Source organism: Paracoccus homiensis (genome assembly GCF_900111675.1).
In the GTDB taxonomy this organism is placed as follows: domain Bacteria; phylum Pseudomonadota; class Alphaproteobacteria; order Rhodobacterales; family Rhodobacteraceae; genus Paracoccus; species Paracoccus homiensis.
This window is the reverse complement of record NZ_FOHO01000006.1, coordinates 89,916-112,129: the sequence shown is the minus strand read 5'-3', so window position 1 is coordinate 112,129 and position 22,214 is coordinate 89,916. Positions and strand designations below refer to the sequence as shown.

Here is a 22,214-nt window from a genome sequence, read left to right as displayed (position 1 = left end):
GGTTCACTCGCAGAACCGTCAGCCACAGTCGATTTGACAACCCGTGTCCCCGCCCCAACTATCGGGGGCACGGCTTACTTAGGCACCGGGAATGAAATTGGCCGCTCAGGAACCTAGCGCCGGACCGAAAGATCACCCAGCCGAGGCCGGTCGGTTGGCGTGCCGTCACGCTGCGCCCTTTTCCCTGGTCGCGATGTTGACCCTGTCGGCCTGCGGCGACCGCAGCACCGATCTGGTCCTGAACCGCGTTCCCGCCCGCACCGACCTTCATCAGGCCAGCACCCTGCCGCCCGAATCCGTGCGCACCGTATCGCGCAAGGATTATGGCTGGCGCCTGATCTATCATCCGTCCCGCGCGCCTGCCGGGGCCGGAACGCGGGCAGCCGCCGCCCTGTGCGCGTTGGAACGCCGCCGCGTCGCAGGCATTGACCCGATACCGCGCACCGACCCGACCGCCGATCCCGGCGCCGTAATCCTAGATATCCACTGTGCCTGACCCATCGCCAGACACCCTTTTCGCCCTCTACCGGGGATGACCAAATGACCGAGCACCCAAAGAACGCAGATTTCCACGATTCCTCTTTCCTGCAGGGCCATAACGCGGCCTATGTGGAACAGCTTTACGGACAGTGGGCCAAGGATCCCGCCGCGGTCGATCAGGCATGGGACAGCTTTTTCCGCGGGCTGGGCGATGCCGAGGCCGACGCCGTGCGCGAGGCACAGGGCGCAAGCTGGAAACGCGCCGACTGGCCGCCGGTCCCCAATGACGATTACACCGCCGCACTGACCGGCGAATGGCCGCAGGCCGACAAGGCCGAAGCCGACGCCGCGATGAAGAAGATCGCTAAGAAGGCCGAGGAAAAGGGCGTTTCGCTGAGCGCCGAGCAGATGCGTCAGGCGGTTCTGGACAGCATCCGCGCGCTGATGCTGATCCGTGCCTACCGGATCCGCGGTCACTATCACGCGCAACTGGACCCGCTGGGTCTGCGCAACGTCCCCGATCACGGCGAGCTGCGCCCCTCGACCTACGGGTTCAACGACGGCGATCTGGATCGCCCGATCTTCATCGACAATGTTCTGGGTCTGGAAGTCGCCACGATCCGCCAGATCGCCGATCTGATGGAGCGGACCTATTGCGGCACCTTCGCGCTGCAATACATGCATATCTCGAACCCCGACGAAGCCGCATGGCTGAAAGAGCGGATCGAGGGTTACGGCAAGGAAATCCAGTTCACCAAGAATGGCCGCCGCGCCATCCTGAACAAGCTGGTCGAGGCCGAGGGCTTTGAAAAGTTCCTGCATGTCAAGTACATGGGCACCAAGCGCTTTGGCCTTGACGGCGGCGAAGCCCTGATCCCGGCGATGGAACAGATCATCAAGCGCGGCGGTGCGTTGGGTGTGAAGGAGATCGTCATCGGCATGCCGCACCGGGGCCGCCTGTCGGTTCTGGCGAACGTGATGTCCAAACCCTATCGCGCGATCTTTCACGAATTCCAAGGTGGCAGCTTCAAGCCCGAGGATGTCGATGGCTCGGGCGATGTGAAATACCATCTGGGCGCCAGTTCGGATCGCGAATTCGACGGCAACAGCGTTCACCTGTCGCTGACCGCCAACCCCAGCCACCTGGAGGCCGTGAACCCGGTCGTTCTGGGCAAGGCACGCGCCAAGGGCGACCAGCTGAACGATCAGGGCGAGCGGACCGCCGTTCTGCCGATCCTGCTGCATGGCGACGCCGCCTTCGCAGGTCAGGGCGTGGTAGCCGAATGTCTGCAGCTGTCGGGCATCCGCGGGCACCGGACCGGCGGCACGATCCATATCGTCGTGAACAACCAGATCGGATTTACCACCGCGCCGCATTTCAGCCGCACCTCGCCCTATCCGACGGATATCGCGCTGATGGTCGAGGCGCCGATCTTCCACGTGAATGGCGACGACCCCGAGGCCGTGGTCCATGCCGCCCGCGTGGCGACCGAATTCCGCCAGAAATTCCACAAGGACGTGGTTCTGGACATTTTCTGCTATCGCCGCTTCGGTCATAACGAAGGCGATGAGCCGATGTTCACCAACCCGGCGATGTATACCAAGATCAAGGCGCAGAAGACGACGCTGCAGCTGTATACCGACCGTCTGGTCAAGGACGGCCTGATCCCCGAGGGCGAAATCGAGGACATGAAGGCCACGTTCCAGGCGCATCTGAACGACGAGTTCGAGATCGGCAAGAACTACAAGCCGAACAAGGCCGACTGGCTGGACGGCAAGTGGTCGGGGATGGAACGCGAAGGCAGCGAATATGTTCGCGGCGATACCGGCATCCCGTCCGAACTGATGACCCGCGTCGGCACCGCGCTGACCACCGTTCCCGAAGGGCTGAGCCTGCACAAGACCGTCGGCCGTCTTCTGGAAGCCAAGAAGCAGATGTTCGAAACCGGCGAGGGCTTTGACTGGGCCACCGGCGAGGCACTGGCCTTCGGGTCGCTTGTCGCCGAAGGACATGGCGTCCGCCTGTCGGGTCAGGACAGCACCCGTGGCACGTTCAGCCAACGCCATTCGGCCTTCATCGACCAGAAATCCGAAGACCGCTATTATCCACTGAACAACATTCAGGAAGGTCAGGGCCGCTACGAGGTCATCGACTCGATGCTGTCGGAATATGCGGTTCTGGGCTTTGAATACGGCTATTCACTGGCCGAGCCCGGCACGCTGACCCTGTGGGAAGCCCAGTTCGGCGATTTCGCCAATGGCGCGCAGATCATGTTCGACCAGTTCATTTCCTCGGGCGAGAAGAAATGGCTGCGGATGTCGGGCCTGGTCATGCTGCTGCCGCATGGGTTCGAAGGTCAGGGACCGGAACACAGCTCGGCCCGACTGGAACGCTTTTTGCAGATGTGCGCCGAGGATAACTGGATCGTTGCCAACTGCTCGACCCCGGCGAACTATTTCCACATTCTGCGCCGTCAGATCCATCGCGGCTTCCGCAAGCCCCTGGTTCTGATGACGCCGAAATCGCTGCTGCGTCACCCGCTGGCGGTCAGCAAGGCCGAAGAGTTCCAAAGCGGTTCGACCTTCCACCGGATCCTGTGGGACGACGCCCAACGCGGCAATTCGCCCACCAAGCTGGCGTCCGATGACAAGATCAAGCGCGTCGTGATTTCGTCGGGCAAGGTCTATTACGATCTGCTGAAAGCCCGTGACGAGGCTGGCATCGACGATGTCTATCTGCTGCGTCTGGAACAGTTCTATCCCTTCCCTGCACAGGCGATGGTCAAGGAACTGGGCCGCTTTGCACATGCCGAGATCGTCTGGTGTCAGGAAGAGCCCAAGAACCAAGGCGCCTGGAGCTTTGTCGAACCCTATCTGGAATGGGTGCTGGAACGTCTGGGTGCCAAGCACGGCCGCGCGCGCTATGTCGGCCGCAACGCCGCCGCATCGCCCGCGACCGGTCTCGCCTCGCGCCACAAGTCGGAACAAGAAGCGCTGGTGAACGAAGCGCTGAATATCGAAGGATAATCTGATGACCACCGAAGTTCGTGTGCCCGCACTGGGTGAATCCGTGACCGAGGCGACCATCGCCACCTGGTTCAAGAAGCCCGGTGACCGCGTCGAAGTCGATGAAATGCTGTGCGAGCTGGAAACCGACAAGGTGACTGTCGAGGTGCCCAGCCCCGCCGCAGGCACGCTGTCGGAAATCGTCGCCGAAGAAGGCTCGACCGTCGAACCGAACGCCCTGCTGGCGCAGATCAGCGAAGGCGCCGCGGGCGGCAAATCGGCCGATGCGCCGAAAGCCGCCGCCCCGAAGAAGGAAGAGGCGCCCGCAACCGGCGGTGCCTCGGTCGATGTAATGGTTCCGGCGCTGGGTGAATCGGTGACCGAAGCCACCGTCGCAACCTGGTTCAAGAAGGTCGGCGATACCGTCGCCGCCGACGAGATGCTGTGCGAGCTGGAAACCGACAAGGTTTCGGTCGAGGTTCCCGCCCCCGCAGCCGGCGTGCTGGCCGAGATCGTCGCCGTCGAAGGCACCACGGTCGACGCCAAGGCGAAGCTGGCCGTCATCACCGAAGGTGCAGGCGGTGCCAAGCCCGCCGCAGCCACGGCGGATGAAAAGGCGACCGATGCCGGACCCGAAACCCCGACCCTGCGCAAGGATGTCGAGGATGCGCCCTCGGCCAAGAAGGCTATGGCCGAAAAGGGTCTGGACCGCGATCAGGTTCAGGGCTCGGGCCGTGACGGTCGCGTCATGAAGGAAGACGTGGCCAAGGCCGGTGCCGCACCCAAGGCCCCCGCCGCGCCGAAGGCCGTCGATGACAGCGCCCGCGAGGAACGCGTCAAGATGACCCGTCTGCGCCAGACCATCGCCCGCCGTCTGAAGGACGCGCAGAACACCGCGGCGATGCTGACGACCTATAACGAGGCCGACATGTCCGGCGTCATGGGTCTGCGCAACGAATACAAGGACGCCTTCGAGAAGAAGCACAAGGTCAAGCTGGGCTTCATGTCCTTCTTCGTGAAGGCCTGCTGCCACGCGCTGAAGGAAGTCCCCGAGGTCAATGCAGAAATCGACGGCACCGACGTCGTCTACAAAAACTTCGTCAACATGGGTGTCGCCGTCGGGACGCCTTCGGGTCTGGTCGTTCCGGTCGTGCGCGATGCCGATCAGAAAAGCTTTGCCGCGATCGAGAAGGAAATCGCCGAACTGGGCAAGAAGGGTCGCGACGGCAAGCTGTCGATGGCCGAAATGCAGGGCGGCACCTTCACCATCTCGAACGGTGGCGTCTACGGCTCGCTGATGTCGTCCCCGATCCTGAACCCGCCGCAGTCGGGCATCCTGGGCATGCACAAGATCCAGGAACGTCCGATGGTCGTCGGCGGCGAGATCGTCATTCGCCCGATGATGTATCTGGCCCTGTCCTATGACCACCGCATCGTCGACGGCAAGGGCGCCGTGACCTTCCTGGTGCGCGTCAAAGAGGCGCTGGAAGATCCCCGTCGCCTGCTGATGGATCTGTAAGATCGTCCGGGGGCGGTTCCAGCCGCCCCCGCATCCCCCTTACCTGCAGTGAATGGGTTCGTGGCAAGCGCCTCGACAGACGAAAGAAGGTTTGCGCCATGACCGATCTGGCCGCCGCCGCAGGTCATTCCGTCTTTTTTGCCCCGCCCTTGCGCCCCGGCCCCGCCAATGCGCAGGCCGAGCAATTCGCAGCCGCCCATGCGGATGGCTTTGCCGATACCGATGCCGCGGCACAGTTTCTGCGCAGCATCCACATGCCCGCATCGGGCAGGTGGGCGTTCCTGAACAATGGCAAGGCGGGCACCAGTTCGGCGCGCAGATTGCTGTTCAGGCTGGAATTCGGCGTGCCTCTGACCACCGAATGGGACATGCCGCAGGATATCAATCCCGATTCCGTGGTCCACCACATGCAGGCCACCGGTTGGATCCTTCGCCCCGTGCTGGCACTTAGAAACGGGCCCGCCCGGCTGCAAAAGGCATTGCGGATCGCGACCGTGCGCCACCCGACCGAACGTGTCCTGTCGGCCTTTGACTACCTGTGTCAGTCGCATGACCTGCGCCACAGCTGGTTTGCCGCCGACCGGCTGCGGATGAATGCGACCGTCGGTTTCGACTGGACCCGTCATCCCCGCACGGCGGAAGGGCTGGCCCGCTTTCTGGCCTATGTCGAGCTGACCCGCGACAAGATGGGCTCGGCGGCCATTGATCCGCATTGGCGCCCCCAGATCGACAATATCCGTCCTGATATCTATCGCCCCGACATTCTGGGCCGGGTCGAGGATATGCCCGGATTCTGCCATCAAGTCGCCGACCGGCTGGGTCACAATCTGCCTGATGGCTTTGCGGCCCCGAAGGCCAACAGCCAGGCGCGGCGCAGCGATCGTGCGGATCTTCTGACCCCTGCCAATCGCCATCATATCGGTCAGCTTTATGCTGAGGATTTCGGCTGGCTGGGCTATGATCCGGACCAGCCGTCGTGAGCGGCGGGCACGGGAAAGGACCGCATATGCAGATGATCGCGCATTACACCATTCGGGACGAGGCAACCTTTCGCGCGGCATTCGATGCCGATGCCGAGGATCGCGGCCTGAACGGCCTGTCGCTGCTGCAATTGTGGCGCGAAGAGGCGACCAGCATCTGGGCCTTGTTCAGCGTCAGCGACGCCAAGGCCGCGCGTGCCTATCTGGATGGCGGGGCCAGGGTCTTTGACAGTCAGGCCGGGGTCACCGCCCGTTCCCATCATTTCGTGGAGACCGCCTAGCATGACGACCGAGCTGACCGTCCTTGCACTGGCCGGACTGTTGCAGGCCGCACAGTTCACCGCCTTTTCGGTTGCCGCGAACCGGCAGGTCGGGCCCCGCGTGGCCATGGGTCCGCGCGATCACGCCCCTGCCCTGACAGGTCGCGCCGGCCGGTTGCAACGGGCGCTGAACAATCATTTCGAGGGGTTGATCCTGTTCACGCTGGCAGTGGTCGTCGTCACCCTTGGCCAGCAGGCAAGCAGCTTTACCGCGATCTGCGCCTGGGTCTATCTGCTGGCGCGGATCGCCTATGTCCCGGCCTATGTGCTGGGCCTTGTGCCGCATCGTTCGATGATCTGGGCCATCGGCTTTGCGGCAACCCTGTTCATGATCCTTGCGGCGCTGTTCTAGGGCGCGGCAGGGTCCAAATGCTTCCGTGGCGGGGGGAAGGCCCTTCGCCACAACTGACAGAAGGAACTATCCATGTATGATCTGATCGTGATCGGTTCGGGCCCGGGCGGCTATGTCTGTGCCATTCGCGCAGCGCAGCTGGGCCTGAAGGTGGCCTGTGTCGAAGGCCGCGAGACCCTTGGCGGCACCTGCCTGAACGTCGGCTGCATCCCGTCCAAGGCCCTGCTGCATGCCAGCCACATGCTGCATGAAACGCACGAGAATTTCGAAAAGATGGGCCTGATGGGCGCCAAGGTCAAAGTCGACTGGGCCAAGATGCAGGGCTACAAGTCCGATGTCGTCGGCGCCAACACCAAGGGCGTCGAATTCCTGTTCAAGAAGAACAAGATCGACTGGATCAAGGGCTGGGCGTCGATCGAGGCCGCCGGCAAGGTCAAGGTCGGCGACACCGTGCATGAAACGAAGAACATCGTCATCGCCAGCGGCTCGGTCCCGTCCGCGTTGAAAGGTGTCGAGGTCGATAACGACGCGGGTGTCATCGTCGACTCCACCGGTGCGCTGGCTCTGCCGAAGATCCCGAAATCGATGGTCGTCATCGGCGCGGGCGTGATCGGTCTGGAACTTGGCTCGGTCTATGCCCGCCTTGGCGCGCAGGTCACGGTCGTGGAATATCTGGACGTCATCACCCCCGGCATGGATGGCGAGGTGCAAAAGCAGTTCCAGAAGATCCTGACCAAGCAGGGGCTGAAATTCGTCATGGGTGCCGCCGTGAAATCGGCCGAGGTCGCCGGCGGCAAGGCCAAGGTCAGCTATGCGCTGAAAAAGGATGACAGCGAACATGTTCTGGACGCCGATTGCGTGCTGGTCGCCACTGGCCGTCGCGCGACCGTCGACGGGCTGGGCCTGGACAAGCTGGGCATCGAGATGACCGATCGCGGCTTCGTCAAGATCGACAAGCATTGGTCCACCAATGTGAAAGGCATCTATGCCATCGGCGACTGCGTCCCCGGCCCGATGCTGGCCCACAAGGCCGAAGACGAAGGCGTCGCCGCAGCCGAGGTGATCGCGGGCAAGCACGGCCATGTGAATTATGACGTGATCCCCGGCGTGGTCTATACCACCCCCGAGGTTGCCAGCGTCGGCCTGACCGAAGAGGCTGCCAAGGAAGGTGGCCGCAAGATCAAGGTCGGCAAGTTCCCCTTCATGGGTAATGGCCGCGCCAAGGCGATGATGCAGGCCGACGGCTTTGTGAAGCTGATCGCCGATGCCGAGACCGATCGCATTCTGGGCGGCCATATCGTCGGTCCGAATGCGGGCGAGATGATCCACGAGATCTGCGTTGCGATGGAATTCGGCGCCTCGGCTGAAGATCTGGCCCTGACCTGCCACGCCCATCCCACCACTTCGGAAGCCGTGCGCGAAGCCGCCATGGCCTGCGGCGACGGGGCAATCCATGTCTGACACGGCACGGGGGGCACAGCCCCCCTGTCTGCCGACGCTTGGTCGGCGCGGTCTACTGCTGTCGGTGCTTGCGCTGGCGGCATGCGGGGGCGGCAAAGGCGCGGCGTCCAAGAAGGCGCAGCGCGGACTGTATCCCAATGAAACGCCCTATCTTCGGTCGCGGATCAACTACTGGTCGGCGCATTACAAGGTGCCGACATCGCTGGTGCAGCAGGTCGTCTTGCGGGAATCCTCGCACCGACCGCAGGCGCGGAACGGCCCTTACTACGGGCTGATGCAGATCCTGCCGCAGACGGCGCGGACCATGGGCTATCGCGGCCCCGATGCCGGTCTGCTGGATGCCGATACCAACCTTCGCTATGGCGTGAAATATCTGCGCGGCGCCTATCTGGTGGCCGATGGCAACCCCGACAAGGCCGTCGGCTGGTATGCGCGCGGCTATTATTACGAGGCCAAGCGCAAGGGGCTGCTGAAGGCCACGGGCCTACGCGGCTGATATTGCGACGGCAATAAAAAGGGGGCCGAAGCCCCCTTTTCCTTTGCGTGGACAGGCTGCGGATCACGCGCCCTTGTAGATATCCACCAGCTTTTGCAGCATATCCAGCGCATCTTCGCGCGACCGCTGAAAGCTGTTGCGCCCGATGATCGAGCCATTGCCGCCGCCGTCGCGGATCGCACGGGCATCGTCGTAAACGGCATCGGCACCTTTTGCCGCCCCGCCCGAAAAGACCACGATGCGACGGCCCGCGAAAGAGGCATCCATGCAATGCGCGACGCGCTTGGCCTGGGTGGATACGTCGATCTGCTGGGCTTCGTAGACCTTCTTGGCCTCGGCCAGTTCCAGATGGTCGGTCGACAGCTTGATCTTGATGATATGCGCGCCCAGCAGTGCCGCGACCTGTGCGGCATAGGCGGCGATGTCGATCGCGGTCTCGCCATCCTTGCTGATGGCTTCGCCACGCGGATAGGACCAGATCACGGTCGCCACGCCCTTGGCAGCGGCTTCGCGGCGCATTTCCTTGATCTCTTCGAACATGTCCAGCGCCATGTCCGAACCCGGATAGATCGTGAAGCCGATCGCCGAACAGCCAAGGCGCAGCGCATCATCGACCGAGGCGGTGATCGCCTGGTTCTTGCCTGCGGTGTCCGACATCAGGCTGTTGGCGCTGTTGACCTTCAGGATGGTCGGGATCTGACCGGCAAAGGTGTCGGCCCCGGCCTCGATCATGCCAAGCGGTGCGGCATAGGCGTTCAGCCCGGCATCGATGGCCAGCTGGTAATGGTAATGCGGGTCATAGCCGGCGGCGTTCGGCGCGAAAGACCGTGCCGGCCCGTGTTCGAAGCCCTGATCAACCGGCAGGATGATCATCTTGCCGGTTCCCGCCAGTTTGCCGGTCATCAGCATGCGGGCAAGTTGTGCCTTCACGCCCGGCGTCTCGCCTTCGTAATTGGCCAGAATGCGGCGCACCGTGTCGGTCATCGTCATAAGATCATCTCCTGTCGTGATGGCGGTTGAATAGCATGTCACCCGCCACAGACAATGTTGTTCCCGCTAACAATTCCACAGGGAATTCAGCTTTCTGCCGATGGCTGCGCAATTGGCGCGGCAGGGCCATTAATAAAATGGTAACCAGTAATTTCTGGCATTGGTTGCGCATTCTGCACCATTGGAAGCTTCTGGAACCCGAACGGGAACGCAGCATGTTCATGAGCACGAATGTTAGCACCTACTACCTGCCGCTTTACGGGGCGCAGATCAACGCGCTTGGCACCGAGATCGGTGCCGACCATCGCAGCATCTTTGTAAGACCGATCACGGCCATCGGCGAAAATACGGTGGCCGCTGATCCCGGTACCGCCGAGACGACGGCCGTGCCCGACGACTACGAACGCTTTGACAACTGGCTGGCCAGCTATTCCGCCTATCGCCGCGCGGCCGCGGGCAGTGACGCCCCCGCCCCATCGCAGGACAGCGCGGCCGGGGCATCCGATGACAGCGCCCCAGCCCCGGCTTCGGACGGCACGACCCCGCCGACTAGCGACGCACAATCGGCAGAAGGCAGCCCGGCGTCGCAGCAGGCAAGCCAGACCGGGCAACAGGCATCCGCCGCCGCCAACGGCAACACCAATAATGGTGGCTTGCTCGGGGCGTTGCTGGGCTGGAACCGGCGCTGATCCGATCGCACAAAGGAAAACCGGGCGGATTTTGGTCCGCCCGGTTTCACATTTCGGCAGGATGTTCCGATCAGTCGGTCAGCGCCGCGACGCCCGGCAATTCCTTGCCCTCCATCCATTCCAGGAACGCGCCGCCCGCGGTCGAGATGAAGGTGAAATCCCCCGCGACCCCGGCCTTGTTCAGCGCGGCAACCGTATCGCCGCCACCTGCCACGGAAACCAGCGTGCCATCGCGCGTGGCATCGGCGGCGACCCTGGCGGCAGCGTTCGTTGCTTGATCGAAGGGCTCGATCTCGAACGCGCCAAGCGGTCCGTTCCAGATCAGCGTGCGGCAGCGGCCAAAGACGTCGCGCAGCTGTTCCACCGTGTCCGGACCCGCATCAAGGATCATCGCATCGGCAGGGCATTGATCGACCGGCAAGGTTTCGCTGGCCGCACCTGCCTCGAATTCACGCGCCACTACGATATCGACCGGCAGGTGGATCTGGCAGCCGGTTGCATCGGCCTTTTCCAGAATCGCACTTGCCGTGTCGGCCATGTCACGTTCGGCCAGCGATTTCCCGACCTCGATGCCCTTGGCGACCAGAAAGGTATTGGCCATGCCGCCGCCGATGACCAGATGATCGACCTTCTCGATCAGGTTTGTCAGCAATTCCAGCTTGGTCGAGACCTTGGCCCCGCCCACGATCGCCACGACCGGACGTTCGGGATTGCCAAGCGCCGCGTCCAGCGCCTTCAATTCGGCCTCCATCAGGCGACCGGCACCCGCGGGCAGCAGCCGGGCCAACCCCTCGGTCGAGGCATGGGCGCGGTGCGCCGCCGAAAAGGCGTCATTGATATAGGCGCCGCCCAAGGCCGCCATCGAGGCCGCGAAAGTCTGGTCGTTGCCTTCCTCGCCCTCGTGAAAGCGGGTGTTTTCCAGCAGCGCGACATCGCCCGGATTCAGCGCCGCGACGACACGCTTGGCGGGGCCGCCGATGCAATCATCGGCAAAGGCGACGGGCTGACCCAGCGCGGCTTCCAGCGCGGGCACGATCTGCTTCAGGCTCATGCTGTCGACGCGTTTGCCCTTGGGGCGGTCGAAATGCGCCAGCAGAACCGGAATGCCGCCCTTTTCCTGAATGTCCTTGACGGTCGGCACGATCTTTTCGATCCGCGTGGCGTCGGTTACGCGGCCCTGATCGACGGGCACGTTCAGATCGACGCGGGTCAGCACGACCTTGCCGTCCAGATCCATGTCATCAATTGTTTTGAAATCAGCCATATCGCGTCCTCTTGCGGGCCCTTTGGGCATTGCTGGGGTTGTCACACCCAAACCCGGCAAGGTCAACCGCGCTGGCTCTGACGCGGGCGTGATGCGTTCTCGCGTTGCCCTTTCCCGCCGATCTGCACTAGATCAGGGCCGAAGTCTTGGGAAAGGAGGGCCTCATGGCCGACATCAAGGACCCCGAAAACACGATCATCATCGAATTGAAGGATGGACCCGTCGTCATCGAGCTTCTGCCCGATGTCGCCCCCAAGCACAGCGAGCGCATGAAAGAGCTGGCACGTGCGGGCGCATATGACAACGTCGCCTTCCACCGCGTCATCGACGGCTTCATGGCCCAGACCGGCGACGTGGCCAATGCCAATATGGAAAAGGACTATAACCCCGGTCGCGCAGGCACCGGCGGCTCGGACCTGCCCGATCTTCCGGCCGAATTCTCGAAGCTGCCGCATGATCGCGGCACGCTGGGTGCGGCGCGTTCGGCGAACCCCAACAGCGCCAACAGCCAGTTCTTCATCAACTTCAAGGACAATCATTTCCTGAACGGCCAATACACCGTCTATGGCCGTGTGGTTCAGGGGATGGAACATGTCGACAAGATCGTCCGCGGCGAGCCGCCTGCACAACCCGACCGCATGATTTCGGTCAAGGTGGCCGCCGATGCGTAAGCAGGCGATCCTGACCGCCGCCGCGCTGATGGTTGCGGGCACCGCGCAGGCCGAAGGTCTGCCCGGCGTGACCGACGGGCCCGGCCCGAACATGGTGATCGAGGTCGCTGGCGCCGATGGCACCGCCAAGGGCACGATCACGCTGGACCTGTATGCGGACAAGGCCCCGGCCCATGTCGCACGCCTGACCGAGCTGGCGAAATCGGGCGCCTATGACGGCGTCGTGTTTCACCGCGTGATCGACGGCTTCATGGCCCAGACCGGCGATGTCCAGTACGGCAAGCAGGGTGGCGACACCTCGCGCGCGGGGATGGGCGCATCCGATCTGCCCGACCTAGAGGCCGAGTTCAACGACGTCTCGTTCCAGCCCGGCACCGTCGGCATGGCCCGCTCGCAGGACCCCAACAGCGCCAACAGCCAGTTCTTCATCGACCTGGCACCGGCGACCTTCCTTGACGGCCAGTACACCGTTGTCGGCCAGCTGGTCGACGGCTGGGACGTGCTGAACGCCATCAAGAAGGGTGACGCCTCGGCCAATGGCGCGGTGGATACCCCCGACTACATGGCGAAGGTCAGCATTCAGGAATGAACCGTTCTTCGGTATCTGCCTGACAGGAAAAGGGGGCCTCGGCCCCCTTTTTCGCACTTGCGGCATGCGGCCCGCGGGTCATAGTCTGATGCGCCATGACCATGCCGCTGACCGACCAGATCACGATGATTGCCCCGGCCGCCCCGATCGACCGGGCGCGGTTCGGATTTCGCGCAAAATGCCTGCAACGGCTGATCCGCATGGATCTGCCCGTGCCCGACAGCTTTGCCCTGCCCGCCCTGATCGTGCAGGCCATCGCGGCGGGGCAACCGGTGGATCTGTCGCCGCTTGACCGGCTGTTCAGTGATGGCGACGGTCTGGTCAGCGTGCGCCCCTCGGCATTGATGCCCGAATGGGGTGGGCCGGGAACGGTGCTGAACGTGGGCATCAATGACGACACCCATGCCCGGCTGGCGCAGCGGATCGGCAAGGGCAATGCCGATGCGATCTACCTGTCCTTCGTGCAAAGCTATGCGATCAATATCGCGCGTCTGGACCCGGACATGTTCGCGCAGGATGGCGACAACGCATTGCGCGACGCCCTGCGCTGCTATGCCGATGAGATGGACGAGCCCTTCCCCCAGGACCCCCGACGGCAACTGGCCGAGGTTCTACGGTCGATGGCGCGCGCATGGGACGGGCCGACCGCGCGGCTGCTGCGTCAGGCCAAGGGTGCCCCGCCCGATGCGCCGCTGGGTCTGGTCGTGCAGCAGATGGCGCTGGCGATGGGGCCGGGCCTTTGTGGTTCGGGGACGATCCAGTTCGTCGATTCAGTGACCGGTCAGTCCCGCATCACCGGGCGGTTTCGCGGCCAAAGCTATGGCAAGGCCATCGGCATCGGGGCGGAAACGCTGTATCTGACCCAGGATCAGCGCGGATCGGCCCTGCAGGACATCGCACCCGAGGTGTTTGCCGATCTGATCCGCTTTGGCGTCGCCGCCCGCGAACGTCTTCGCGAAGAAATGCAGATCGAATTCGTCATCAGCGATTCCACCGTGTCGCTGATCGATGCGGTCCGGGTGCAGCGCAGTTCCCGTGCCAGCGTGGCGATCGCGGTCGCGCTTGCCCGCGACGGGGTCATCCCCCCCGAAGAGGCCGTGATGCGGGTCGAGCCGCGCGCCCTGTCGGAATTGCTGCACCATCAGGTCGATCCGCGTGCCCCGCGACAGGTTCTGGCGCGCGGCATCAATGCCAGCCCCGGCGCCGCCACGGGCAAGATCGTGTTCAGCGCCGCCGCCGCGCAAGCCGCCTCTGCCCGTGGCGAGGCCTGCGTTCTGGCCCGGCGCGAAACCGTGCCCGAGGACATTCGCGGCATGCACGCCTCGGTCGCGGTACTGACCGAACGGGGCGGAACCACCAGTCATGCCGCCGTGATCGCGCGCGGCATGGGACTGCCCTGCATTGTCGGCGCGACCGGCATCGCCATCGACGGGCGCAACCGCAAGCTGACCGTAAATGGCCACAGCCTGCGCGAGGGCGATGAAATCACCATCGACGGCAGTTCGGGCGAGGTACTGCTGGGCGCGGCGGCGATGCTGGAACCTGCGCTGGACGAAAATTTCAACCAGTTGCTGACCTGGGCCGACAGCTATCGCCGCATGGGCGTCCGCGCCAATGCCGATACCCCGGAAGATGCTCGCACCGCCCGCAAGTTTCAGGCTCAGGGCATCGGGCTGTGCCGGACCGAGCATATGTTCTTTGACGCCGAACGTCTGCCCGCCATGCGTGAGATGATCTTCGCCAACCGTCCCGAAGATCGCAAGCTTGCGCTGGACCGGATCCTGCCGATGCAGCGGCGCGACTTTATCGACCTGTTCGAGATCATGGCCGGGCTTCCGGTCACCATCCGCCTGTTCGACCCGCCTTTGCACGAATTTCTGCCGCATGACCGCGAGGGGCTGCGCGAACTGGCCGAATCGATGGACCTGCCGCTGTCGGATGTGACCCGGCGCGTCGATGCCTTGTCGGAATTCAACCCCATGCTGGGAATGCGCGGGGTGCGGCTGGGCATCACCGTGCCCGAAATCTATGACATGCAGGCTCGCGCGATCTTCGAGGCCACGATCGAGGCCAGCCGCAGCGGCGATGCGGTCGTGCCCGAAATCATGATCCCGCTGGTCAGCGCCATGCGCGAGGTCGAACTGGTCAAGAACCGCATTGATGCCGTGGCCGCCGCCGTGCGCAACGAACGGCGCGTCGATTTCACCTATCGGCTGGGCGTCATGGTCGAAACGCCACGCGCGGCACTGCGTGCGGGTGACATTGCCGCCCATTCGGCCTTTCTGTCCTTCGGCACCAATGACCTGACGCAGATGACCTACGGCTTGTCGCGCGACGACGCCGGGCGCTTCATGGGCCCCTATGTCACCCAGGGCGTCTATGCCGAGGATCCGTTCCATATTCTGGATACCGACGGGGTCGGCGAACTGCTGCTGATCGGGGCAGAACGGGCGCGCACGCAAAAGCCCGACATCACCATCTCGGTCTGCGGCGAACATGGCGGCAACCCGGAATCGATCACCTTCTGCCACGAGGCCGGGTTCGACTATATCTCTTGCTCGCCGTTCCGGGTGCCGGTTGCCCGTCTGGCCGCCGCACAGGCACAGATCCGCATGCCCTAGGCGGCTTGGCCGAATCACATCGACATCAGGTCGCACAATCCACGGATGAATTTCACACGGCAACTTCGCCACGTGACTTGCTGAATCTTGCCAGAACCAATCTGCACGCTCGGCAAATTTTTGCCCATATCGATGCTTTGCGACCGGATTCGCGGGCTGACGCGGATGTGTGGTGGAACCGTCAAGTCGGAAACCAATATGCATTCGCGGAATTTTCGCGCCAACCGACTGCTCCGGCGGGTGCGGATTTAACGCCCGATCAACGGGTCACGATTATAGGACTGTACATGCCAAAGCTGCTTTCACGGCTGATGCAGGTCTGTATCTGTGTCGCTGCCACGCTGCCAGTTGTAACGACCAGTGCGACCGCCGAAGGGAACGGATCGCTGTTCTCTGCGAATGCCAATATCTATGGTGCCAATTCGGACCCGATGGGTCTGCCGCGTCCCAAGCCTCTTCTTTACACCGGCGCCGAACCCGTCGCGATCGAGGGTGGGCCGGAACAGGTCTATCTGACTCGCGCCAGTAGCAGTGCGCAGTTTTCTCAGCAAGATCTGAATTGCCTGGCCGAAGCGCTTTATCACGAAGCCCGCGGCGAAGGCGCCAAGGGTCAGGCCGCCGTCGCCGAAGTGATCCTGAACCGCGTCGATAGCCGCCGCTTTCCGTCCAGCGTCTGCGCGGTCGTGAACCAGCCCAGCCAGTTCAGCTATACCATCGGCGGTGCCAAGCCGATCCGCAACAAGGCAGTCTATCTGCGCGTCCGCAAGGTGGCCGAGGCCGCGTTGGCCGGGGCGCCGCGCGTGCTGACCGGGGGCGCCACCTATTTCCACACCCCTGCCGTGCGCCCGAAATGGTCGCATCGCTTTCAGCGCACTGCCACCATCGGTCGCCATATCTTCTACAGCACCGGCCAGCGCGTCGCCTCGAACTGAAGATTCTGGAAACCGTGCTTGCCTGATGGCGCGATTTGCGATGAATGACGGTCATGGAACAAGCTGATCGCATTCACCTTCGCGACCATGTGGTCGCCGCCGATATCGGTGCATTTCAATCCGAACGCGGCCGCAATCAGCGGCTGCGCTTCAATCTGACCGTCGATCTGCGCGATATCGGCGCCAGCCGCGACGATCAGGTCGACAGCGTGCTGTCTTATGACGTGCTGATCTATGCCATATCGGCGGCCCTTGCCGATCAGCGCTACAATCTGGTCGAGACGCTGGCCGAAAAGATCGCTGCCGAGGTTCTGGATCACCCCCGCGCGGCCGCGATCACCGTCAGCGTCGAAAAACTGGATCGCGGACCCGGCGCCCTTGGCATCACCATTCACCGACGCGCCGGACGGGTCAGCCCCGACAGGACTGCCCTGCCCGTCGATGTGATCCTGTGGTCGCCGGGGATGGCACCGCCGACCGGGGCCGCGATCCTGTGCCCGCCCGCACCCGATCTGCCCGTGCCGCAGGGCGGCGATCAGCGGCGCATCGCCCTGCTGGCGCTGGATCAGGCGGCATGGGCGCTGTCGGGTCAGCTGGGGCTGGAAATCGCCGAAAGCCAGACGGAACTGGATGCCGCGATCCGTGCCGGCCAACCGGTGATCTGGGCCCCTACCAAGCTGGCCGCCGATGCCGCGATCCCGGCCCTGCCGCTGCATCTGGCAAGCTGGCTGGCCGATCGTCTGGGCTCGGACCATGTGACGATCGCGGCGACCGATCCGTCGCCCGATCCCGTCCTGCCGCAGATCGCCTTGCGACCGCTGCCCGGCGCGGGCGCATGACCGTCTATTATCGCCCCATCCCGCAAGAACTCGGCGGGTGCTGGTCCCTTGCGGGCGGCTGGGTCCGCTTTTCCCAGGTCGAACGGTTGGAGCGCGGCCGCGCCCCGGCCATCACCGATCAGATCCCCGAGGATGTGCTGACCCGCCTGACAGCGCCGCGCGCAAGCCTGATGGGGCTTGGCATGGATCGGCCGCGGATCATGGGCATCGTGAACGCGACCCCCGACAGCTTTTCCGACGGTGGCAGCTATGCCCCGCTGGCACAGGGACAGGCGCTGATCGCGGCAGGTGCGGACATTCTGGATATCGGCGGCGAATCCACCCGCCCCGGCGCACTTGAAGTACCGGTTCAGGATGAAATCGACCGTATCTCGGCCGTCGTTGCGGGGCTGTCGGACCGGATCCCGATTTCGGTCGATACCCGCAAGGCAGCGGTGGCACGGGCCGGCATCGGTCTGGGCGCGGCGATGATCAACGATGTGTCGGGCTTCGATTTCGACCCTGACCTGCCCGATGTGGTGGCCGCGGCGCGTCTGCCGGTCTGCCTAATGCATGCCCAGGGCCTGCCCGACAGCATGCAGGACGATCCGCGCTATGACGATGTGGTTCTGGATGTCTATGACGCGCTGGAGGCCCGGATCACGCGGGCGGAACAGGCGGGCATTCCCCGGTCACAAATCGTGATCGATCCGGGGATCGGATTCGGCAAGACGCAGACGCATAATCTGGCCATCCTGCGGCGGCTGTCGCTGTATCACGGGCTGGGCTGCCCGATCTTGCTGGGCGTGTCGCGCAAACGCTTTATCGGCAATATCGGCAAGGCCGGACACGCGCCTGACCGGATGCCCGGCACGCTGGCGCTGACACTGGCTGCGGTGGCGCAAGGTGCGCAGATCCACCGTGTCCACGATGTGGCGGCGATCAGGCAGGGACTACGGCTGTGGCAGGCCGTCAAAGACAACGAAGGGGCAGAAGAAGAATGAGCAGAAAGCTGTTTGGCACCGACGGCGTGCGTGGCCGCGCCAACACCCATCCGATGACCGCGGAAATGGCGCTGCGGCTGGGCGCGGCAGCGGGCCGATTCTTTCGCCGCGACGGGCGCAACGGCCACCGCGTCGTCATCGGCAAGGACACCCGCCTGTCGGGCTATATGATCGAAAACGCGCTGACCGCCGGTCTGACCAGCACCGGGATGAATGTGCTGCTGCTTGGTCCGGTTCCGACGCCTGCGGTGGGGTATCTGACCCGCTCGATGCGGGCCGATCTGGGCATCATGATTTCGGCCAGCCACAACCCCGCCGCCGATAACGGCATCAAGTTCTTCGGTCCCGACGGGTTCAAGCTGTCCGATGACGCCGAAGCCGAGATCGAATCCATCGTCGAGGCGCAGATCGACCCCGCCCAGCCCCAGAATATCGGTCGCGCCAAGCGCATCGACGACGGCCGGGGCCGCTATGTCGAATATGCCAAGACCACCTTTCCCGCCGGTCAGCGGCTGGACGGGCTGAAGGTCGTGATCGATTGCGCCCATGGCGCGGCCTATCGCGCCGCGCCCGAGGTTCTGTGGGAACTGGGCGCGGATGTGATCCCGCTGGGGGTCGAACCGAACGGCTTCAACATCAATGACGGTGTCGGCAGCACCCATCCCGAAGCCTGCGCACAGGCGGTGATCCAGAACGGCGCGCATCTGGGCATCACGCTGGACGGCGATGCCGACCGGGTTCTGATCATCGACGAAAAGGGCCGTCTTGCGGATGGCGATCAGATCATGGCGCTGCTGGCCGCGCGTTGGGCTGAACAGGGCCGGCTGCGGGGCGATGCGCTTGTGGCGACGGTAATGTCCAATCTTGGGCTGGAAAACTTCCTTCAGGGCCACGGCCTGCGACTGGAACGCACCAAGGTCGGCGACCGCTATGTCGTCGAGAAAATGCGCGAGGCGGGCTTCAATCTGGGCGGCGAACAGTCGGGCCATATTGTCATGACCGATTACGCCACCACCGGCGACGGCCTGATCGCGGCACTGCAATTCCTTGCCGCGCTGTCAGACACCGGCCAGCCGGCCAGCGATCTTGTCTCGCAGTTCGATCCGGTGCCGCAGCTGTTGAAGAATGTGCGCTATGCGGCGGGTGCCGATCCGCTGGCGGTCGAGGATGTGAAATCCGTGATCGCCGCCGCCGAGGCGCGGCTGGGCGCGAAGGGCCGCGTTCTGATCCGCAAATCCGGTACGGAACCCCTGATCCGCGTCATGGCCGAGGCCGAGGATGAAACCGTCCTGCGCGAGGTGGTGGACGGAATCGTCGCCGCCGTCGAACAGGCCGCCTAGGACAGCGCGGCGACAGGATCGTAGTCATAGATCCAGTCGAACCGCCCGATCAGCCGCTTCTGCGCCACTCTGCTGGCCGTCCGCAACACCATGTGGGCGGCCAGTTTCTTTGGGCCTGTCAGGTGATAGTTGCGGGCATTGCCATTCGCGGCTTCGACGATGCGGCGTACGCGGGCGTCGCGCAATGTTTGGAACGCCGCCAGCGCCGCCGCCTGATCCGGCTCTCGGTCCAGGCTTGCGGCCAGCAACCAGGCATCCTCGATCGCCATGACCGCACCCTGCGCCATGAAAGGCAGGGTCGGGTGCGCCGCGTCCCCGATCAGCACCATCCGCCCGTCCTGCCAGCGCCGCGCGACCTGATGGCGGAACAGGCCCCAGACATGCAGATCGCGAACCCGCGACAACCAATCGGGGACCGGCCCGCCAAACCCGGCAAAGGCGCGACGCAGATTGGCCGGGTCGTCGCGATGGGACCAGCCTTCCTTGTGCCAGCCCGATCGTTCCTCGACCGCGACAAGGTTTCGCAGCCCGCCGAGCAGCGGATAGCTGACCAGATGGCGGCGCGGTCCCATGAAGATCTGTGCCTCGGGCGGGCCCTCGGGATCGGGAATCACCGCACGCCATGCCGTCTGATGGGTGAAAAAGGGCACCTCGCGCCCGTTCAGGGCCGGACGGATCACGCTGTGCAACCCGTCGGCGCCGATGATCAGCGCGCCTTCGGGCGGTTGGGTGACGGCGTGACCGGTCTGCAGGGTCGCGCCCGCCTGTCTTGCACCGTCGGCCAGCAGCGCGATCAGGGCGGGCCGCTGCACCAGGTAGAAGCCGTCATCCGGGCGATGGCGCATCAGATCAAGCCGGGCGACATGCGCGCCCGCGTGATCGCGCAACTGCACCGCATGGCTGCGCAGCGCGACCCGGCGGAGTTGCGCCCCCAGTCCAAGCGCGTCCAGCACCCGCACCGCATTTGGCGACAGCTGCAATCCCGCGCCGAATTCCCGCACCTCACTGGCCCGTTCAAGGACCCGCACCCGCGCCCCGCGTTGCGCAAGCGCGATGGCGGCGGTCAGCCCGGCCACGCCCGCACCAATGATGGTGGCGGCCCGATCGGTCAGCGCATGGGACATGGGCACCTCGTGAGGTCATGAAAAACCCCGCCGATGACGGGACCGGCGGGGGCGTTCCAGGGAATGTCGTGCCGTCCGGTCTGCCGCGGACGGCCCCGGAGCGCCCGGATCAGCCCTCGCGGTGAACCCGCTCGCGACGTTCGTGCTTTTCCTGGGCTTCCAGCGTCATGGTCGCGATCGGGCGGGCATCCAGCCGTTTCAGGCTGATCGGCTCGCCGGTCATTTCGCAATAACCATATTCGTTGTTCTCGATGCGGCGCAGGGCCGAGTCGATCTTGCTGACCAGCTTGCGCTGACGATCACGGGTGCGCAATTCCAGCGCGCGGTCCGTTTCCTCGCTAGCGCGATCAGCCAGGTCCGGCACGGAACGGGCGCTGTCCTGCAGCCCTTCCAGCGTCTCGGCCGATTGGTCCAGCAACTCTTGCTTCCATGCCTCCAGCTTGCGACGAAAATATTCAAGCTGCCGATCATTCATGAACGGCTCGTCCTCGGCGGGGCGATAATCCTGTGGAAGAAAGGTTTGGGCTTTCATTAGGTCCTCCGGCGGCGCCGGGCAGGAAAGTAAGATCCGGCACCTTGTCGGCCCACTTAAAGTATGACGTGATGCTTGTCACTAGGGCAAAGCCCGCTATTCGCGCAAATGACACATATTGATCAGGATGTTCGTCGCGCTGGCATCTTTGCGGGCAGACCCGATACGAAGAGGAGAGTTTCGATGCAGTTTACCGGGACCGATCGCTATGTCGCGCCCCCCGAACTGGCGGTCGCCGTCAATGCCGCGGTCACGCTGGAACGTCCGTTGCTGGTCAAGGGGGAACCGGGCACCGGCAAGACCGAACTGGCCCGTCAGGTCGCCGCAAGCCTTGGAATGCCGATCATCGAATGGCATGTAAAGTCAACGACCAAGGCGCAGCAGGGCCTGTATGAATATGACGCCGTCAGCCGGTTGCGCGACAGTCAGCTGGGCGATCAACGCGTTCACGAGGTTGCCAATTACATCCGCAAGGGCAAGCTGTGGCAGGCCTTCGAGGCGGACCGGAAAACCGTGCTGCTGATCGACGAGATCGACAAGGCCGATATCGAATTTCCCAACGACCTGTTACAGGAATTGGACCGGATGGAATTCCATGTCTACGAGACTGGGGAAACCATTCGCGCACGCCATCGCCCGGTCGTCGTCATTACATCGAACAACGAAAAGGAATTGCCCGATGCGTTTTTGCGCCGGTGCTTTTTCCATTATATCCGCTTTCCCGAAGCAGACACATTGAAAACAATTGTCGAATTGCATTACCCCGGCCTGAAACCTGCCCTTCTGGACGAGGCGTTGCGCCAGTTTCTGGACCTGCGCGACGTGCCGGGATTGAAGAAGAAACCTTCGACAAGCGAACTTCTTGACTGGTTGAAACTGCTTCTGGCCGAGGATCTGGACGCACAGGATCTGCGCCGCGATCCGGGTGATATGCTGCCGCGTCTGCATGGGGCGCTGCTGAAGAACGAACAGGATGTCGCCCTGTTCGAAAAGCTGGCCTTCATGGCCCGGCGGCAGGCCCGTTAG

The 22,214-nt window shown here is 63.7% G+C and carries 21 protein-coding genes; 17 read left to right on the top strand and 4 right to left on the bottom strand.

Annotated features, from left to right (window positions below):
• The first annotated feature begins 193 nt into the window (after positions 1 to 193).
• The 8 genes from BMX67_RS10145 (at position 194) to BMX67_RS10110 (ending at position 8,614) form a co-directional block, all read left to right on the top strand.
• Positions 194 to 496, top strand: coding sequence for a hypothetical protein (locus BMX67_RS10145; RefSeq protein WP_139206485.1), 303 nt, complete (start codon positions 194 to 196; stop codon positions 494 to 496).
• A gap of 44 nt (positions 497 to 540) precedes the next feature.
• Positions 541 to 3,507 carry a 2-oxoglutarate dehydrogenase E1 component gene (locus BMX67_RS10140; protein WP_090734586.1) on the top strand — a complete coding sequence of 989 codons (2,967 nt, stop codon included), beginning with the start codon at positions 541 to 543 and terminating at the stop codon, positions 3,505 to 3,507.
• A 4-nt stretch (positions 3,508 to 3,511) separates the two neighbouring features.
• Entirely contained in the window at positions 3,512 to 5,005 is a 1,494-nt protein-coding gene (odhB, locus tag BMX67_RS10135; protein ID WP_090734584.1) for a 2-oxoglutarate dehydrogenase complex dihydrolipoyllysine-residue succinyltransferase, read from the top strand.
• 98 nt (positions 5,006 to 5,103) lie between these two features.
• Positions 5,104 to 5,985 carry a sulfotransferase family 2 domain-containing protein gene (locus tag BMX67_RS10130; protein WP_090734583.1) on the top strand — a complete coding sequence of 294 codons (882 nt, stop codon included), beginning with the start codon at positions 5,104 to 5,106 and terminating at the stop codon, positions 5,983 to 5,985.
• A 26-nt stretch (positions 5,986 to 6,011) separates the two neighbouring features.
• Positions 6,012 to 6,266: a hypothetical protein gene (locus BMX67_RS10125; protein ID WP_090734581.1), complete on the top strand. Its 255-nt coding sequence runs from the start codon at positions 6,012 to 6,014 to the stop codon at positions 6,264 to 6,266.
• Position 6,267: 1 nt separating this feature from the next.
• Positions 6,268 to 6,657, top strand: coding sequence for an MAPEG family protein (locus BMX67_RS10120; RefSeq protein ID WP_090734579.1), 390 nt, complete (start codon positions 6,268 to 6,270; stop codon positions 6,655 to 6,657).
• Between the two features lie 72 nt (positions 6,658 to 6,729).
• Positions 6,730 to 8,118, top strand: coding sequence for a dihydrolipoyl dehydrogenase (lpdA, locus tag BMX67_RS10115; RefSeq protein ID WP_090734578.1), 1,389 nt, complete (start codon positions 6,730 to 6,732; stop codon positions 8,116 to 8,118).
• Complete coding sequence (locus tag BMX67_RS10110) at positions 8,111 to 8,614, top strand: lytic transglycosylase domain-containing protein (protein ID WP_090734576.1); 504 nt, start codon at positions 8,111 to 8,113, stop codon at positions 8,612 to 8,614. The genes lpdA and BMX67_RS10110 overlap by 8 nt, the downstream gene beginning before the upstream one ends.
• Before the next feature lie 63 nt (positions 8,615 to 8,677).
• On the opposite strand, the gene BMX67_RS10105 is transcribed toward BMX67_RS10110, so the two are convergent.
• A complete protein-coding gene (locus tag BMX67_RS10105; RefSeq protein ID WP_090734575.1) occupies positions 8,678 to 9,604 on the bottom strand; it encodes a class I fructose-bisphosphate aldolase in 927 nt (308 codons plus the stop codon).
• 221 nt (positions 9,605 to 9,825) lie between these two features.
• Between BMX67_RS10105 and BMX67_RS10100 the strand changes: the two genes are divergently transcribed.
• Positions 9,826 to 10,293, top strand: a complete 468-nt coding sequence (locus BMX67_RS10100) for a hypothetical protein (protein ID WP_139206482.1) — start codon at positions 9,826 to 9,828, stop codon at positions 10,291 to 10,293.
• Positions 10,294 to 10,363: 70 nt separating this feature from the next.
• Here the strand turns inward: BMX67_RS10100 and BMX67_RS10095 are convergent, their stop codons facing one another.
• Positions 10,364 to 11,557, bottom strand: coding sequence for a phosphoglycerate kinase (locus BMX67_RS10095; protein WP_090734572.1), 1,194 nt, complete (start codon positions 11,555 to 11,557; stop codon positions 10,364 to 10,366).
• Between the two features lie 164 nt (positions 11,558 to 11,721).
• Between BMX67_RS10095 and BMX67_RS10090 the strand changes: the two genes are divergently transcribed.
• The 7 genes from BMX67_RS10090 (at position 11,722) to glmM (ending at position 19,532) form a co-directional block, all read left to right on the top strand.
• The gene (locus BMX67_RS10090) at positions 11,722 to 12,228 is read left to right on the top strand and encodes a peptidylprolyl isomerase (RefSeq protein ID WP_090734570.1); all 507 of its coding nucleotides are present in this window, start codon (positions 11,722 to 11,724) and stop codon (positions 12,226 to 12,228) included.
• Positions 12,221 to 12,817 (top strand): peptidylprolyl isomerase, encoded by a 597-nt coding sequence (locus BMX67_RS10085; protein WP_090734569.1) that lies wholly within the window; start codon positions 12,221 to 12,223, stop codon positions 12,815 to 12,817. The genes BMX67_RS10090 and BMX67_RS10085 overlap by 8 nt, the downstream gene beginning before the upstream one ends.
• Positions 12,818 to 12,912: 95 nt before the next feature.
• The gene (locus BMX67_RS10080; RefSeq protein WP_090734567.1) at positions 12,913 to 15,438 is read left to right on the top strand and encodes a putative PEP-binding protein; all 2,526 of its coding nucleotides are present in this window, start codon (positions 12,913 to 12,915) and stop codon (positions 15,436 to 15,438) included.
• A 287-nt stretch (positions 15,439 to 15,725) separates the two neighbouring features.
• Complete coding sequence (locus tag BMX67_RS10075; RefSeq protein WP_245739412.1) at positions 15,726 to 16,370, top strand: cell wall hydrolase; 645 nt, start codon at positions 15,726 to 15,728, stop codon at positions 16,368 to 16,370.
• A gap of 53 nt (positions 16,371 to 16,423) precedes the next feature.
• Positions 16,424 to 17,209, top strand: a complete 786-nt coding sequence (locus BMX67_RS10070) for a dihydroneopterin aldolase (protein ID WP_245739411.1) — start codon at positions 16,424 to 16,426, stop codon at positions 17,207 to 17,209.
• Entirely contained in the window at positions 17,206 to 18,192 is a 987-nt protein-coding gene (gene folP / locus BMX67_RS10065; RefSeq protein WP_090734564.1) for a dihydropteroate synthase, read from the top strand. Before BMX67_RS10070 ends, folP begins: the two co-directional genes overlap by 4 nt.
• Complete coding sequence (glmM, locus tag BMX67_RS10060; protein ID WP_090734562.1) at positions 18,189 to 19,532, top strand: phosphoglucosamine mutase; 1,344 nt, start codon at positions 18,189 to 18,191, stop codon at positions 19,530 to 19,532. Before folP ends, glmM begins: the two co-directional genes overlap by 4 nt.
• Here the strand turns inward: glmM and BMX67_RS10055 are convergent.
• Together BMX67_RS10055 and dksA are read right to left on the bottom strand one after the other, a co-directional pair.
• Positions 19,529 to 20,656 carry an FAD-dependent monooxygenase gene (locus tag BMX67_RS10055; RefSeq protein ID WP_090734560.1) on the bottom strand — a complete coding sequence of 376 codons (1,128 nt, stop codon included), beginning with the start codon at positions 20,654 to 20,656 and terminating at the stop codon, positions 19,529 to 19,531. The genes glmM and BMX67_RS10055 overlap by 4 nt on opposite strands.
• Positions 20,657 to 20,765: 109 nt before the next feature.
• On the bottom strand, positions 20,766 to 21,188 hold the full coding sequence (gene dksA / locus BMX67_RS10050) for an RNA polymerase-binding protein DksA (RefSeq protein WP_090734559.1): 423 nt from the start codon (positions 21,186 to 21,188) through the stop codon (positions 20,766 to 20,768).
• A 183-nt stretch (positions 21,189 to 21,371) separates the two neighbouring features.
• Here dksA and BMX67_RS10045 point away from each other — a divergent pair, with 183 nt between their 5' ends.
• Positions 21,372 to 22,214 carry an AAA family ATPase gene (locus BMX67_RS10045; RefSeq protein ID WP_090734557.1) on the top strand — a complete coding sequence of 281 codons (843 nt, stop codon included), beginning with the start codon at positions 21,372 to 21,374 and terminating at the stop codon, positions 22,212 to 22,214.